Below are 14772 nucleotides of genomic sequence, written 5' to 3'. Positions count from 1 at the left end.
TTAAGAGGTGGCGACGACCGCGTCGGAAATAACCACCTCTTTATTAGTCAGGGCTTGGATATCTTTCCACAACATTGGGGCTACGATCATTGTCAACGCAAGGTTTGACAATGGCACGGCCACCCAGACACCCTCAACACCAAACCATTGAGGAACAAAGAACAGAAACGGTAATTGCACCAGCATGTTGCCCACAGAAACGAACATCGCCTTTCCTGCTTTGCCCACCGCCATAAAGTACACCGAAGCCAAGAATAAGAAACCATCTAGAAATAGTGCTGCTAAGTGCAGTCGCATTCCCGCAACTGTAGTGGCTATCAATTCTGCATTTGAATCCGAGAACCAAGAGATAAAGAACTCAGGAAACAGATTCAATAGCACGACCGTTGCGATGCCCGATATCAATACCACCTTAAGTGCTAATGCCACAGTCCCCTTGATACGGCTATAACGTTTTTCGCCAAAATCGTAGCTCACGGGAGGCTGCATGCCTGATGCTATGCCCTCCGCAAACAAATAGTACATCGTCGCTATATAGCCGATGATGGCAAAGGCACCGACGTGAACCTCAGTGCCGTAGTGCATCAATAAGCGATTGTGTAGCGCGATAACAAAAGAGAAATAAGCAAACATCAGCATGCTGGACGCGCCTAACTGACAGATACGAAACGCTTTTTGAAAATCAAACGCTAGGCTTGTTAAGCGAATCTCGGCTTTATTAGAGACAAAATAGACAAGGCCAAGCACAGTCACAACGAGTTGTGATATTGCCGTAGCAATGGCAGCCCCTTGCAGTCCTTGCTCAAGAACGCCTATGTACAGGTAGTCCAAGATTATATTGAGTACAGCACCAATAATGGTTAATACCGTCGCCACCTTTGGGCTATTGTCGTTGCGGACAAGCATTGGAATAACAGTGGCTGAAATCGCCATAGGTGCACTGTAAACAAAGATACTGATGTAATTGAAACCGTGAGTAAGAGACTCGCCCGCAGCGCCCTGCAGTACCAATAGGTCTCGGCCCCATACACCAATAATTGGCATAGAGATGAGGGAGAACAAGACAGTTAAGCCAATGGCGGTTTGTAAAACATTGGTCGCTTGCTGAGGCTGTCTCTCACCGCGATACATGGAAACAAGGCTTCCTGCCCCCATACCCACGAGGATGCCAAATCCCATAATGGTTGCAATGATAGGCCACGCCATATTGATACCGGCAAGACCCGAATAGCCCACATAATGACCAACAAAAATACCGTCGATGATTTGATACAAGCCACTGATCAGCATTGCCGCTACAGAAGGTATGGCAAAGCGCCAGAATACTTGGCTAACTGATTCGTCTTGTTTTATCGCTTCGGTGGTCATGCTTTTCTATCTGGCTAAATAATTTGGCCCCATTATCTAGTAAAATATGATATATAAAAGTTAGTTACTATCCGTTTAGCGTATAGGTGAAACCATGAACTGGACCCTAGATCAACTGCAGTCATTTGTATATTCAGCTCAATTGGGCTCCTTTTCGGCTGCTGCCCGTAAATTAGGCAAGGCGCAATCTCGAGTCAGTACCGCGGTCGCAAACTTAGAGGCGGACCTAGGCTTTGAGCTGTTTGATCGCTCTCGTAAATTACCTGAGCTCACTCCTCTTGGAAAAGAGATGCTGGTGGAGGCAAAAGGCGTGCTTGAGCAAGCTCAGCGCCTGCAATCACGCGCGTTAAGTGCCTCTAAAAAGGAAGAGATTGAGCTGGTGTTAGCGGTAGATGAGGCGATTCAGGTCATGGCATTTGCCCCAATATTTGTGGAGTTGGGTGAGGCTTTTCCAAATCTAAAGCTCACTATTATCAATGGGTCTAGAGAAGATATTTCGCTGTATATAGAGCAAGGAAAAGCGGACCTTGGGGTATTGTTTAAGTCACGTCAAATTGATGAAGAGTTAGAGTTTACATCCATTGGCCAGTATCGACTGCGACTCATTGCAGGGCAAAACCATCCCCTTACTCGCGTAAAGTCACCGACTATAGTGGACCTGCAGCAATACCGGCAGTTTGTTATCTGCGATCGCAACGGAGAAGGTCGCGATGAACCCTTAGTCGCTCATCATTGGTACATAGACAGCTATTTTGTCATCGGTGATTTAGTGGGAAATGGAATGGGGTGGGCGCTCATTCCTGATCATATTGCTTCAGCTCAGTGGTATCGTGATAGTTTGGTGCAGTTACCCGCAGACAACTTGCCGGTTAGCCTTACCGCTGAGGTGGGGTTGATACGTCGACGAGAAAATGGGATCGGTGTGGTGAGTGAGTGGCTACATCACGCATTGAAGAATATCTTTATTCAACCATCCAGCAATTAGGCCGTGCGCTGGTAAAAGGGACTTTACTGTGTTTTCGGCAGACCTTGCGCGGTAATGCAGTCATCATGTGTTAAATAGGCCACAGTAACCGCCATAAGGGCAAGTATCCCTGTCGGTATCAAATAGAGTGGGGTTTGATAGTTGTAAAAATAAAAGCTCATGCCCGCAAAGATAACGTTCATGCCTACCGCTGACATAGAGGCGGTATTTTTTTTGAGAATGCCCATCGCCATTAGCATTTCTAACACAGCAATAAAGTAGCCGTACCAAGTCGATAAGCACATTTCGCCAAATGGTCGGTGAATCAGTTCCATTCCCGAAAATTTGGCGATACTCGATATCGCAAAAACGAGCGATAATATGATGCTGAATACCTTTATCAGCCTCTTTTCTTTCTGATCCATAGATTTCCCTAGATAGCTCTCACAGTTAACGGCCACTAGACTCAATCTCGGGGGGCGGGAAAGTGATATACAACTGAGTGCTTAGTGTGTGGTGTGAATTGAAACAAATTGTGAACAACAATTATACCGTACAGCTCACAGAATAGTAACATCATGATACAAAAAGATTTTTTGTTGTAGCCAAGATGGAAGCGTTGACGTTGTTAATTGCGCTATTAGGTAAAAGGTAACGCGAACTTACATTTCCTGACATTTCCTTTTTTAGATTATAGAGTAATAGATCTAATTTTAAGTTCTTTTAAAACAATAGGTTAGTGGTGGTTGTTTGAATTGAAATAGTACGGTCATGTTTGTGTCATCGTTTGCTTAAAAAACTGAAACCAGAATGTAATGCAAGCCTCTTAGTTTCCCTAGCCATTAATAACCTAGTAGGGAAACACAACAATGTTACTGTCAAAAAAATCCTTTCTCGCAACTCTAGTTGCCTTAACCTTGGCTGGCTGTAATAGCGGCAGTACCGATTCAGGTAATGATACGCAAAAACCTGATGAGCCGAATATTCCAGAAGCCCAAGCAGAGCTAACCATAGGTTTGCTTCCTGATACCCAGGCTGATGGTATTAAGGTTGCTGAGCATCCAATGAGAGCAGTGCTCGATAAGCATCTTGAGCAAGGGGTTAACATTGTTATTCCTGTTGGTGACCTAACAGATAAAGGCACAACGACCGAGTGGGAAAGCTGGGTTGGAATTGCTCGTGAGTACAAAGCTCAAGGAATGGAGTTTTTACCCTTGATGGGCAACCACGAAGATAGCTTTGCCTATACCACTGAGTGGATTGACTACATGAAGGAGTTCATTCCCGAGGACGCGGTGCACATGCCTAAGCGTGAGTGGTTGAACTACTACGTGATTCGTAAGAACACCCTGATCATCCCACTCGCGTATTGGAACCTGCCAATTGCTTTCCCGTGGATAAAAGAAGTAGTCGCCGAGCATCGTAACAATATCGATCATGTTGTCATTGCCAGCCATGATGGCTTAGTGGGTGCGAAATATGGTGAGACACGCGAGCTTATCGTAGAAGGCACTGAGGGTGGCTACCGCGATGATAAACTGCACAGCCAGTGGGACCAGATCCGTGACTTCTTCTATGAGAATGATGTGGTGTGGGTTCAGGGACATGAGCATCTTTACCAACGTTCAGTGATTAAAGCGCCAGTCGGCACTGAGACTCAATCTTGGACTCCGACTGGGGGCAATTATCGCCTTCCTCAATACACTCAGATCGTCAGCGGTAACGCCTCATACAAGGGCTATGAATTCCGATACGGTGAGCGTGAGTTGGTGCAAAACGTAATTCAGATGAAGATGGGTACATACAACGAGGGACATGACTCGTACGCCTATGATGTGAATGCGGCGCAACTTGCTATTAAGGGTGATCGCATAGATTACACTGCATTCTCTGCGCCACATACCGTCAAGCACAATGACGATGGGGCAAAAGAGCTTGCTGATCCAGAGTGGGTACTAATGGATAAGTTTTCTCGTACTAATAATCGCTGTGAAAAGATCATTTACGCAAACAGCCTACCGGAAGATATGCGCCCAGTGCTGGAGTATACCGCTAGCTACCGCACCAACGAGTGTGTTGCTGATGATGGCTCTCGAGTGAGGGTTCTAGCCGGTGAAAACAACACCTTTAACCGTGTTGATTCAACAGAAAGAACACTAAGCTGGACAGAGGGTTACAGTAAGGCGCAAAGCCAAAATGAGTTGATGCGTATGGCTTATCAGTTCTTATTCCAAAAGCATGCCGCTTGGACACCGAACCTAAATGGTGATGAGCGCATCTATGCAAACGAAGAAAATGAGAACGTTACTGTTCGTGCTACCACAATTGATATGAAGAAACTCTTATCACTGAGTTGGTCTGAGGCAAGCAAAGAAACGGCATCGGACATTGTGATTATCTCTGGCACTCAAAACCAATCAGGTATTTACCAAAATGCTTACGGCGGTGAAAAGGATATTCAGACTGAGCAAGGCATGCCAGGAAGCCAACCTGATGGCTCAGCAAAAGCGCCGCATCCTTTACCTAGCTACGCAACGGCAGACTGGGATTTATTAAAGCAATCATCAGACCCGTATGCCTTCCAATTTGAGGTGGCACCAGGGGTAGACCTTGAGAAGCATCAGCTGGCATGGAAAAAAGGGTGGGGAGAATGGCAGACCATTACCTCTGATGAGTGTGTATTCGAAGGGCGTTTTGAAGACGAGTACCTAGATACACCGCCAAACCGAGTTCCAGGATGCCATGCCGAGCCTTTGGTCGGTAAAGATGCTGCGGAGAATAACTTCTGGGTTGTCCTTCATGGTGATGCAGAAATTGCTCTGATCAAGTAATTCGAAATTAGAGTTATAGGGGTGGCAGAGTCCCACCCCTTATCCTTTCCCCAAACAAGTTTGTACCTTATTTATGTTAAACCGTATCTGTTTACTGTTATCCGCTGTTCTGTTGGTTTGGTTTGTCAGTGGCTGCTCCGAATCAATTACTGAAACCAAGCTACAAAGCCAACAGATTGATTGGCTGGATCTTATTCCTGAAGAGGAGCGACTAGCCCTTTCACAGCAAATTCAAACCTTGCAAGCAATGCCATTACACAATGAAGAAGCACCCGGATTAGACCAGCAATATGGATTGGGAGAGGTAAATTATGCCACTTCTTTAGCGGGTGAGAATATTCGCCTAGCTGGCTTCATGGTCCCACTTGAAGGGGAAAATGGCATGGTGACTGAATTCATCTTGGTGCCCTTCTTTGGCGCATGTATTCATGTGCCTCCACCACCAGCGAATCAAATGATTGTTGTACGTTACGAGACTGGCATTCCAGCGAGCTACTTCTTCGATTCCATTGTGATTGAGGGAGCTTTGGAGATGACAGAATTTGAAAGCAACGGTATTGGCATCGGATACCAAATGACAGCAACATATGTAGGACCCAACGTATAGAATTAGTTAATTATTGAAGGTATTTGACCTATGATGATCAAATAGATCATCATAGGTCAAATACCCTTTAAGCTGTACAACTATAAAAATGCTGCTTGCCATAAATTCAATATAAAGTTGCATAAACACAGCTATGCAATAGGACTGATGAGGAGTAGATTCTGCGTACTCTTTAACCTTTATCTATGTGTGAAATTGCGTAATGGCAGATACAACCCCCACTCCTTTTGAATCTCTTCTTCCTCCAGAAATGGCCGTACGTGCCGCTGATGTAGGTGAAAGCAAAGCAACTAAAAAGCCAATAAAATCATTTATGTTAGCGATTGCTGCTGGCATGCACATTGGCATCGCATTCGTTTTTTATACTGTGGTGACGACGGGCGCAGCGGAAATGCCCTATGGTATGGCGAAGTTGATGGGCGGGTTGGCGTTCAGCCTTGGCTTGATACTTGTGGTTATCACAGGCGGTGAGCTGTTTACCAGCACAGTGCTGACGCTCGTTGCTAAGGTGAGTGGTCGAATAACATGGGGTCAACTGGCCAAGAACTGGTGCGTTGTCTACTTCGGTAATTTTGTTGGGGCCATGATGCTGGTGGGTATCATGATGGTCACTAAAGAATATATGAGTGATGGCGGGCTGATGGGGCTCAATGCCATGGCCATTTCACAGCATAAGCTTCACCATACTTTCTGGCAGGCCGTTGCGTTGGGCTTGATGTGTAACCTTTTGGTTTGTTTGGCTATTTGGATGACATACAGTGCCCGCTCTCTTACAGATAAAGTGATTATCTTGATTTTGCCAGTGGCAATGTTTGTGGCGTCGGGCTTTGAGCACAGCATCGCAAACATGTTCCAGGTGCCTATGGCGATTGCCATTAAAAACTTCGCACCAGCAGAATTTTGGCAAATGACAGGGGCAAACATTGCTAACTATGCCGATCTCAACGTTCTGGATTTTGTTATAAACAACCTAATCCCTGTCACTATTGGCAATATCATTGGTGGTGGTTTGTTTGTGGGTATCTACTTTTGGATGATCTATCTAAAAGACTAAGGGGTTATTTTTCCTCGAATATTGTGCCTATCACCTTTCCATAGGCGCAATATGTTGTATGGATTTAAGTGATTGGTCATAATGATGAGAGCATTATTAGGACTTATCGCTTTTTATGACGCAAACCCCAAAGAAGAACAGACCCACGCTACAGGACGTAGCCGATCTGGTTGGCGTAACCAAGATGACGGTATCGCGTTATTTACGTAATCCAGATTCCGTAGCCGAAAAGACACGCCACAAGATATCAGCAGTATTAGAAGAGGTCGGTTATATCGAAAACCGAGCTCCGGCCATGCTTTCAAAATCGTCTAGTAAAGCTATCGGGGTATTGCTTCCATCTCTCTCCAACCAAATCTTTGCCTCTTTCGTTCAAGGAATTGAAGCGGTTACAAAAGAACACGGTTATGAAATTCTCATTGCCCACTTTAGCTATGATGAACAGGAAGAAGAGCGCAAGATAGCGTCTTTGCTTGCCTATCAAGTTGACGGCTTAATTCTAACCGAAAGCCATCACACCAAGCGCACTTTGCAGATGATAAAGAACGCCAATGTGCCTGTCGTTGAAACTATGGAGCTTCCCGAGAATCCGATTGATATAGCCGTTGGTCTCGATCATGTTGAGGCTTCTTATGTCGCGGTCAAAAAACTGATTGCTGCGGGTAAAACCTCCATCGCCTATTTTGGTGCTCGTCTTGATACTCGTACTAAATTGCGTATGCAGGGCTACGATAAAGCATTGCTAGAAGCTGGATTGGAACTAAAACACATACTGACCTCAGAGCACTCAAGCTCGTCGCTGGGGCATGCGTTGTTAGACAAAGCCTTGCAAACCTATCCTGATCTCGATGGTGTATTTTGTACCAACGATGATATTGCAATCGGTACTGTATTAAGCGCTCAGCAACGCGGTATAGAAGTGCCTAAGCAGATTTCGGTGATTGGTTACAATGCCTTGGAAATGGGGCAAACCATCCGCCCAATATTGACCAGCATTGATACCCCTAGATACGACATTGGTGCGAAAAGTGCGGACCTTCTTATTCAGCGCTTGCAGGGTACATTGACGACTAGCCCACAAGTCGACATGGGTTATAGCTTTACTCAAGGCGAGAGTGTATAGGGATAAAAAAGGCCAACGAACGTTCGCTGGCCTTAGATTCCTCACATCTATTTGTAAGATGTAAAATAGATTAGATGATAAAGCTTGCGCCTTCTTCTGCGCTGGTGACAGTCTGGCGAATCGTCTTAAACAAGTTACGTCCCCAAGTCATTTGATCCGCTTCAGTATCGATCTCTAGCATCGTTCGACCGCTAGAGTCAGTAAGGTTGTTCAGCTCTGATGTTTGACAGTCCAAACGAATCATATCGCCGTCTCTAACTAAACCAATGGCGCCACCGCGAATCGCTTCAGGAGAAATGTGGATTGCTGATGGGATCTTGCCTGATGCGCCAGATAAGCGGCCATCAGTGACCAGTGCCACCTTATGGCCAGCCTTTTGGATATTCCCGAGAATTGGCATGAGCTTGTGAAGTTCAGGCATGCCGTTTGCCGCTGGACCATTGTGGGTGACCACCACAACGCAGTCTTTATTCAGCTCTCCGCGCTGGTACGCCGCTTCAACATCGTGCTGAGACTGAAAGACAATTGCAGGTGCTTCAATCACGCGTTGATCTTCTTTTACTGCAGACACTTTCACCACAGAACGGCCTAGGTTGCCATCTAACACTCGAGTGCCACCAGTCGCCTGGAATACCTCATCGGTTGTTGAGATAACTTCTGCATCGACACTGCCTTGGCAGTGATGCCAAACCAATTCTCCATCACTCAAGCTTGGCAGTGTCATCTGCTCTTCGAAGCTTCCAAAGGTTGGGGTTACATCACGATGCAATAGGTTGGATTGATCCAATCTATGTAGCAGAGCAGGAACGCCACCGGCTTCTTGGAAGGCATTCATGTCCGCAGGGCCATTTGGATAGACTCGAGCCAGCAAAGGAACAGTATTAGAAAGATCGCTGATGTCTTGCCAGGTGAGTTGAATACCTGCCGCGCGTGCCACAGCCAACATATGAATGGTGTGGTTGGTACTGCCACCAGAAGCGAGCAAGGCAATAACGCCATTGATAAGGTTCTTCTCGGTCACAACATCAGAAAGAGGGCGGAAGTTACTTGAACCTGCGGTCATTGACGCAACCTTCTTAGCCGCAAAGTCTGTTAGCGCGTGTCGAAGTGCAGAGTTTGGTTGGATAAACGCTGAACCCGGCAACATCAAGCCCATAGCTTCAAACACCAGTTGATTGGTGTTTGCAGTGCCATAGAAAGTACAAGTGCCCGGTGAGTGGTATGCCTGACATTCCATTTCAAGAAGGGCATCTTTACCGACTTCACCCGCAGCATATTGCTGACGAACGCTGACCTTCTCTTCGTTGCTGATGCCCGTTGGCATTAGCCCGGCTGGTACGAATGCCGTTGGTAGGTGCGCGTAGGCGAGCGCACCCATCAGTTGTCCTGGGGCAATTTTGTCACAAATACCCAGTAGCAAAGTGGCATCAAACATATTGTGGCTTAGAGAAAGGGCCGTGGATTGCGCGATTAAATCACGAGAAAACAAAGACATATCCATGCCAGCCTGGCCTTGGGTCACTCCATCACACATAGCAGGGACGCCGCCGGCTACTTGCGCTGTGTGGCCTAGCTCGGCAAGAGATTTCTTTATTTGATCTGGGTAATGCTGATAAGGCTGATGCGCACTTAGCATGTCATTGTAAGAGGTAATCAGCGCCACATTTGAGCGTGTAAAATCTAGAATCTGGCTCTTTTCAGATGAGCATGACGCAGCGACAGCATGGGCGAGGTTGCCACAGGACAAATGAGCACGCACCTTGCCTTGCTCGGCTTGTTGCTGAGTTTGCGCCATAAAGGCAGCACGACTTTCAAGGCTGCGTTCAATCAAACGTTCTGTTACTGCTTGGACGGTTGGATGAATCATGCAAGGTTCTCACTTTTTTCTGTAATGGCAGCGGCAGAGCGCTCAACAACTTCTGCGATACTGCAGTCAATATCAACGACAATGGTCTTTGGTTCAGCGTCTGGTCTTTCTAAGGCTTCAAATTGACTGGTAACCATATTCAGTTTCATAAAGTGGCCTTTACGTTGCTTCATACGCTCCATGATGAGGTCCATGCTACCGTCCAAGAATAAGAAGGTAACGTTGCCATTGCCTTCACGAATTTGATCGCGATATTTCTTTTTCAGAGCCGAACACACGATAACCCCATGTTCATTTTTGCTCTCTAGGCTATAGGCAGCATCACGAATTCGTTCTAGCCAAGGTGTACGATCGTCATCATCTAATGGCATTCCTGACGCCATTTTCTGAATATTTGCTCTAGGGTGAAGGTCATCACCATCGATGAACTTGTACCCTAATTTCTGTGCTAACTGAGCGCCGATAGTGCTTTTTCCACTCGCACATACACCCATTACGATAATGCTACTGCCCGCCATAATTGTTCCTTTCGATAAAGTTTGCGCGTGATCTCAATTTTCGACACCACTTCAAAATATAGGTTTATCTTATTATTGTTACGGGTAACATGTTACCCGTAACTTAGTTAGATGTGAACCAACACACAAATATTTTAATTCTAAAGGTGAGACCATGGAGCAGATCGCTCAAGCCGCAGATCCTACATTTCTGTTAACTATTGCGGGGTTAGCTATAGCAGCATTGCTAATCCTAATCATTAAATTAAAAGTTCATGCTTTTGCTTCTCTGACCCTTGTGAGTCTGGGTACCGCGATTGCAACAGGCGTTAGCACAGACCAAGTGGTGCCTACCATGATGGGCGGCTTCGGAGGCACACTAGCCTCAGTGGCTTTGCTTGTTGGTCTTGGCGCTATGATAGGTAAAATACTTGAGGTAACCGGCGGTGCTAAGGTGCTTGCGGATACCTTGATAGGGCGCTTTGGTAAAGAGCGCGCACCTTTAGCTCTGGGTATCGCCTCCTTGCTATTTGGTTTCCCTATCTTCTTTGATGCTGGCCTTGTGGTCATGATGCCAATCATCTTTAGCGTCGCTAAGCGCTTTGGTGGCTCTCCACTTAAATATGCTCTGCCTTCAGCAGGTGCGTTCGCGGTTATGCATGCCTTTGTACCACCACATCCAGGTCCAGTAGCCGCGGCTGATTTGCTTGGCGCAAACATCGGTTTACTGCTGTTTGTTGGTATCCTAGTGGCGATTCCGACGTGGTACTTTGGTGCTTACCTATTTGGTTTGTACGCTGGTAAGAAATTTGATATTCCACTATCAAAGGCCTTCTTTAATAGTGACGCGATTGTTGATGAATCTAAGTTACCTAAGTTTGGTACGGTAATGGCGATCTTGGTGTTGCCTGTTGTCCTTATCTGTCTTGATACTGGTCTGAATACACTAGCGGTTGCGGGGGTGATTGACGGTAAATCAGCGGTGGTAGAATTCCTGCGTATGCTAGGTAAAACCCCGATTGCACTTCTGATTACCTTGCTAGTTTGCTTGTGGGTATTTGCCAAAGATTACGGCATGGCAAAACTTGAAAAACTGTGTGGCGACTCCCTTGCTCCTATTTGTGCCGTGATTCTAGTAACCGGTGCTGGTGGTATGTTTGGCGGCGTACTTCGCGCAAGTGGTATTGGTGATGCACTAGCGGGAGTATTGGCTGATACGGGCATGCCAATTGTGGTAGCCGCGTTTGTTATCTCTACGTGTCTGCGTGTAGCGCAGGGTTCTGCAACGGTCGCTTTGACTACAACTGCTGCATTGATTGCTCCAACAGTTGCTGCGACAACCGGCCTTTCTGAGCTAGACCTATGTTTCATCGTTATCTCTATCGCAGGTGGTGCAACAGTACTGTCTCACTTCAACGATTCTGGTTTCTGGCTTGTTTCTCGTCTTATGGAAATGGATGAGAAAACCACACTTAAAACTTGGACAGTAATGGAGACGCTACTAGGTAGTATTGCCTTCATTATTGTGGCAACTCTTAGCTTCATTCTTTAGAGGTCGACATGTCGAATATTGAACAGCAACTACGTGAGATTAAGGTAGTTCCGGTCATTACTATTAACAACGCGCAGCAAGCCGTGCCTTTGGCAAAAGTGCTGGTAGAAAATGGCTTACCGTGCGCTGAGGTTACCTTCCGCACCGAGGCAGGTGCAGAGTCCATTCGTCTTATGCGCGAAGCCTACTCTGAGTTGCTTATTGGTGCAGGTACAGTGTTAAGCACTGCGCAAGTTGACCAAGCAATAGAAGCGGGCGCCGACTTTGTAGTAAGTCCTGGCTTAAACCCTAAAGTCGTGACCTACTGTCAGCAGCGCGGCATGCCGATTGTTCCTGGGGTAAATAACCCAAGTTTGGTGGAACAAGCAATGGAACTGGGCTTGAAGACATTGAAGTTCTTCCCTGCTGAGCCATCTGGTGGTGTACCTATGCTCAAGGCACTCACGGCGGTTTATCCAGTGAGCTTTATGCCTACGGGTGGGGTCAGCCCTAACAACCTACAAGACTACCTTGCGATTGATGCGGTAGTGGCTTGTGGTGGTACTTGGATTGTTCCAACTAAGCTTGTCGATGAACAGGATTGGGATGCAATAGCGCAGTTGATCAAAGCTTTATAACTCAATGACTTATAAATAGTGAAAAGCCGATAGGGAAACCTATCGGCTTTTTTTGTGTGAAAAGCGGTTAGTGCGTTGCTATTTTCAGAGTGTCATCGGGTGTGTCGCTTTTTTCACCCTTATTAGCTTTGATGATGAATAGTAAGCCAATAAGTGGCACAACCGCCGCTGCGTAGGGGATCATGCTCGCACCAAGGTGCCCATCTAACACCATGCCACCAAGGAAGCCGCCAAACGCATTCGCTAGGTTAAACGCTGAGATATTGGCTGTAGCTGCCAGCTCTTGACCCTCACCACCGTGATTCATCACACGCAATTGCATTGCTGGCACGTTAGCAAACGAAGCAATACCAAAGATAAACAGTGAACCGACGAACAGTATTTTGCTACCTGTAAACATACCCACTAATAGTAGCGATGCAATGAGAGCAACAGCCCAGAACAAAGAAGCCTTGGTTAAGCTTTTATCTGAAGAGCGACCACCTAATGTGTTACCGATTATTAAGCCAACGCCAACCAATACCAGAATCCAAGTAACCGAATCTTGTTCAAAGCCAGTCACATGCATCGCGATAGGAGCAATGTAGCCGTACAGCGTCATAAAGCCTGACCATGCAAAGGCGGTAATGGCTAGACTTATCAATAGCATAGGGTTCTTGAAGGCTTGTAGCTGGGTCTTGATATCTTTTGCCTCACTGTGTCCTGAAGAGTGGATAGCGAGCATGATAAACACAAGTGCAACCGCGCCAAACGCTGCCACAGTAAAAAAGGTATTACTCCAACCAAAGGTTAGGCTTATCCAAGTACCTGCTGGCACACCCAGTACGTTTGCTAGGGTTAGGCCTGCAAACATTTGCCCTACCGCTCTACCTGCCATCTTTTCAGAAACAAGGTTTGTCGCAACCACCGCACCAATGCCGTAGAAAGGTCCCTGCACAAGACCGGCGATTACGCGACTCGCGAGTAGTAAAGTGTAGTTAGGTGCCAGTGCTGAGAGTACGTTGCCCAAGATAAACAGCCCCATTAAGCTAATAAGCACGTTCTTCTTATTAAATTTTGCAAGATAGATGGTTAGGATGGGGCCGCCGACAACGATAGCCAGTGCATACGCACTGATTAGGTATCCCGCTTGTCCTTCAGTGATTGAGAGTGACGTGGCAATCTGTGGAAGAATACCTGCGATAACAAATTCTGCAGTCCCTATGGCAAACGCGGCTAGCGTTAATATCCAAACCTGCATTGGCATTTTTTGTTGAGTCATAATGTTTTCCATTGATTCGTTTCAATGACGCTATTATTATCCTCTATTCATATTTTGATAATTGACTGAAAATTGAATACATTATTTACTTGAAGTTAATGGTGGGGTGATTATGGATAAACTGTCTGATATGGCTATGTTTGTTTCGATAGTGAAGCAGAAAAGCATGGCAGGCACAGCGCGAGAGCTTGGGGTTTCAGCCGCCTCCATAACCACTCGACTGCAAGCGCTAGAAGAGCGCTATGGGGTTAAACTGCTAAATCGTACCACGCGACATCTGTCACTTACTGAGGCAGGAGAGCTCTATTATCGCTCTTGCTTAGATATTCTGGACAGTGTGAACGAAACTGAAAGCCTGATTAAACAAGGCACTCGGCTTACCCAAGGGCCAATAAAGATAGTGGCACCCAAGGACATCAGTAAGCAGATGCTTCTGCCGATCATCTCTGAGTTTACTGAGCGCTACCCTGAAATCACGCCATCCCTTTACCTCAATGATCACGTGCACAACATCGCAGACAGTGGCGTCGATCTGGTGATTCGCTATGGGGAACTGCATGACAGCAACATCATATCCAAAAGACTGGGTAAGAGTGAGCGAGTATTGTGTGCCTCACCTCAGTACTTAAAAGATCATGGTGTTCCAAATGCTCCAAGGGATCTCATGGAGCACAATGCCTTGGTCATGTTAAGCGGCGAACAAGAACTCAAAACTTGGTATTTCAGAAAGAATTCAAAGCTAGAATCGGTAACCGTCAAGCCAAAGATGTTATCCGATGATGGTGAGATAATTAAACAACTTGCATTAAACGGGCAAGGAATTGCCATGAAATCGCGCTTAGATGTGCAATCTGAGATTAACAGTGGGCAGTTGGTGACAGTGCTGGGTGACTACACAGTAAACTTCAATTCAGCGACCACAGACACCAGTACAGACTTGAAGGTGTATTACCTAGATAAGAAGTATCAGCCCAAGCGTATTCGCCTGTTTTTGGACTTTTTGTATGAGAGGTTTGCGGAAATCTAGCAAC

At 46.3% G+C, this 14772-nt stretch carries 13 protein-coding genes; 8 read left to right on the top strand and 5 right to left on the bottom strand.

What is annotated here, in order from left to right; genetic code table 11:
* Positions 1-1368 (bottom strand): MATE family efflux transporter, encoded by a 1368-nt coding sequence (locus OCU35_RS11610; protein ID WP_261825391.1) that lies wholly within the window; start codon positions 1366-1368, stop codon positions 1-3.
* 94 nt (positions 1369-1462) lie between these two features.
* Between OCU35_RS11610 and OCU35_RS11605 the strand changes: the two genes are divergently transcribed.
* Positions 1463-2353, top strand: coding sequence for a LysR family transcriptional regulator (locus OCU35_RS11605; RefSeq protein WP_261825390.1), 891 nt, complete (start codon positions 1463-1465; stop codon positions 2351-2353).
* Positions 2354-2376: 23 nt separating this feature from the next.
* Here the strand turns inward: OCU35_RS11605 and OCU35_RS11600 are convergent, their stop codons facing one another.
* Positions 2377-2757, bottom strand: coding sequence for a hypothetical protein (locus tag OCU35_RS11600; RefSeq protein WP_261825389.1), 381 nt, complete (start codon positions 2755-2757; stop codon positions 2377-2379).
* A 444-nt stretch (positions 2758-3201) separates the two neighbouring features.
* Between OCU35_RS11600 and OCU35_RS11595 the strand changes: the two genes are divergently transcribed.
* The 4 genes from OCU35_RS11595 (at position 3202) to OCU35_RS11580 (ending at position 7947) form a co-directional block, all read left to right on the top strand.
* Positions 3202-5163 carry a metallophosphoesterase family protein gene (locus OCU35_RS11595; RefSeq protein ID WP_261825388.1) on the top strand — a complete coding sequence of 654 codons (1962 nt, stop codon included), beginning with the start codon at positions 3202-3204 and terminating at the stop codon, positions 5161-5163.
* A gap of 73 nt (positions 5164-5236) precedes the next feature.
* Positions 5237-5770, top strand: a complete 534-nt coding sequence (locus OCU35_RS11590; protein WP_102359359.1) for a DUF3299 domain-containing protein — start codon at positions 5237-5239, stop codon at positions 5768-5770.
* A 202-nt stretch (positions 5771-5972) separates the two neighbouring features.
* Positions 5973-6824: a formate transporter FocA gene (gene focA, locus OCU35_RS11585; RefSeq protein ID WP_017028757.1), complete on the top strand. Its 852-nt coding sequence runs from the start codon at positions 5973-5975 to the stop codon at positions 6822-6824.
* Positions 6825-6939: 115 nt separating this feature from the next.
* Positions 6940-7947 carry a LacI family DNA-binding transcriptional regulator gene (locus OCU35_RS11580; RefSeq protein WP_017028756.1) on the top strand — a complete coding sequence of 336 codons (1008 nt, stop codon included), beginning with the start codon at positions 6940-6942 and terminating at the stop codon, positions 7945-7947.
* Positions 7948-8017: 70 nt separating this feature from the next.
* On the opposite strand, the gene edd is transcribed toward OCU35_RS11580, so the two are convergent.
* Together edd and OCU35_RS11570 are read right to left on the bottom strand one after the other, a co-directional pair.
* On the bottom strand, positions 8018-9814 hold the full coding sequence (gene edd / locus OCU35_RS11575) for a phosphogluconate dehydratase (protein ID WP_017028755.1): 1797 nt from the start codon (positions 9812-9814) through the stop codon (positions 8018-8020).
* Entirely contained in the window at positions 9811-10332 is a 522-nt protein-coding gene (locus tag OCU35_RS11570) for a gluconokinase (RefSeq protein ID WP_017028754.1), read from the bottom strand. Before OCU35_RS11570 ends, edd begins: the two co-directional genes overlap by 4 nt.
* Positions 10333-10486: 154 nt before the next feature.
* On the opposite strand from OCU35_RS11570, the gene OCU35_RS11565 reads away from it, so the two are divergent.
* Positions 10487-11863 (top strand): GntP family permease, encoded by a 1377-nt coding sequence (locus tag OCU35_RS11565; RefSeq protein ID WP_017242749.1) that lies wholly within the window; start codon positions 10487-10489, stop codon positions 11861-11863.
* A gap of 8 nt (positions 11864-11871) precedes the next feature.
* Complete coding sequence (locus tag OCU35_RS11560; protein ID WP_017242748.1) at positions 11872-12480, top strand: bifunctional 4-hydroxy-2-oxoglutarate aldolase/2-dehydro-3-deoxy-phosphogluconate aldolase; 609 nt, start codon at positions 11872-11874, stop codon at positions 12478-12480.
* Positions 12481-12547: 67 nt separating this feature from the next.
* On the opposite strand, the gene OCU35_RS11555 is transcribed toward OCU35_RS11560, so the two are convergent.
* On the bottom strand, positions 12548-13741 hold the full coding sequence (locus OCU35_RS11555) for an MFS transporter (protein ID WP_017028751.1): 1194 nt from the start codon (positions 13739-13741) through the stop codon (positions 12548-12550).
* Positions 13742-13853: 112 nt separating this feature from the next.
* On the opposite strand from OCU35_RS11555, the gene OCU35_RS11550 reads away from it, so the two are divergent.
* Positions 13854-14768, top strand: coding sequence for a LysR family transcriptional regulator (locus tag OCU35_RS11550; protein ID WP_261825387.1), 915 nt, complete (start codon positions 13854-13856; stop codon positions 14766-14768).
* The last annotated feature ends 4 nt before the right edge of the window (positions 14769-14772 follow it).

It is taken from the genome of Vibrio breoganii (assembly GCF_024346795.1).
GTDB classification, from domain to species: Bacteria; Pseudomonadota; Gammaproteobacteria; order Enterobacterales; family Vibrionaceae; genus Vibrio; species Vibrio breoganii.
This window is presented reverse-complemented; position numbering and strand designations above follow the sequence as displayed.

Excerpts from the sequence above, each read along its gene's own strand:
- OCU35_RS11610 (WP_261825391.1), bottom strand. The coding sequence starts at position 1,368 with ATGACCACCGAAGCGATAAAACAAGACGAATCAGTTAGCCAAGTATTC.
- OCU35_RS11605 (WP_261825390.1), top strand. The coding sequence starts at position 1,463 with ATGAACTGGACCCTAGATCAACTGCAGTCATTTGTATATTCAGCTCAA.
- OCU35_RS11600 (WP_261825389.1), bottom strand. The coding sequence starts at position 2,757 with ATGGATCAGAAAGAAAAGAGGCTGATAAAGGTATTCAGCATCATATTA.
- OCU35_RS11595 (WP_261825388.1), top strand. The coding sequence starts at position 3,202 with ATGTTACTGTCAAAAAAATCCTTTCTCGCAACTCTAGTTGCCTTAACC.
- OCU35_RS11590 (WP_102359359.1), top strand. The coding sequence starts at position 5,237 with ATGTTAAACCGTATCTGTTTACTGTTATCCGCTGTTCTGTTGGTTTGG.
- focA (WP_017028757.1), top strand. The coding sequence starts at position 5,973 with ATGGCAGATACAACCCCCACTCCTTTTGAATCTCTTCTTCCTCCAGAA.
- OCU35_RS11580 (WP_017028756.1), top strand. The coding sequence starts at position 6,940 with ATGACGCAAACCCCAAAGAAGAACAGACCCACGCTACAGGACGTAGCC.
- edd (WP_017028755.1), bottom strand. The coding sequence starts at position 9,814 with ATGATTCATCCAACCGTCCAAGCAGTAACAGAACGTTTGATTGAACGC.
- OCU35_RS11570 (WP_017028754.1), bottom strand. The coding sequence starts at position 10,332 with ATGGCGGGCAGTAGCATTATCGTAATGGGTGTATGTGCGAGTGGAAAA.
- OCU35_RS11565 (WP_017242749.1), top strand. The coding sequence starts at position 10,487 with ATGGAGCAGATCGCTCAAGCCGCAGATCCTACATTTCTGTTAACTATT.
- OCU35_RS11560 (WP_017242748.1), top strand. The coding sequence starts at position 11,872 with ATGTCGAATATTGAACAGCAACTACGTGAGATTAAGGTAGTTCCGGTC.
- OCU35_RS11555 (WP_017028751.1), bottom strand. The coding sequence starts at position 13,741 with ATGACTCAACAAAAAATGCCAATGCAGGTTTGGATATTAACGCTAGCC.
- OCU35_RS11550 (WP_261825387.1), top strand. The coding sequence starts at position 13,854 with ATGGATAAACTGTCTGATATGGCTATGTTTGTTTCGATAGTGAAGCAG.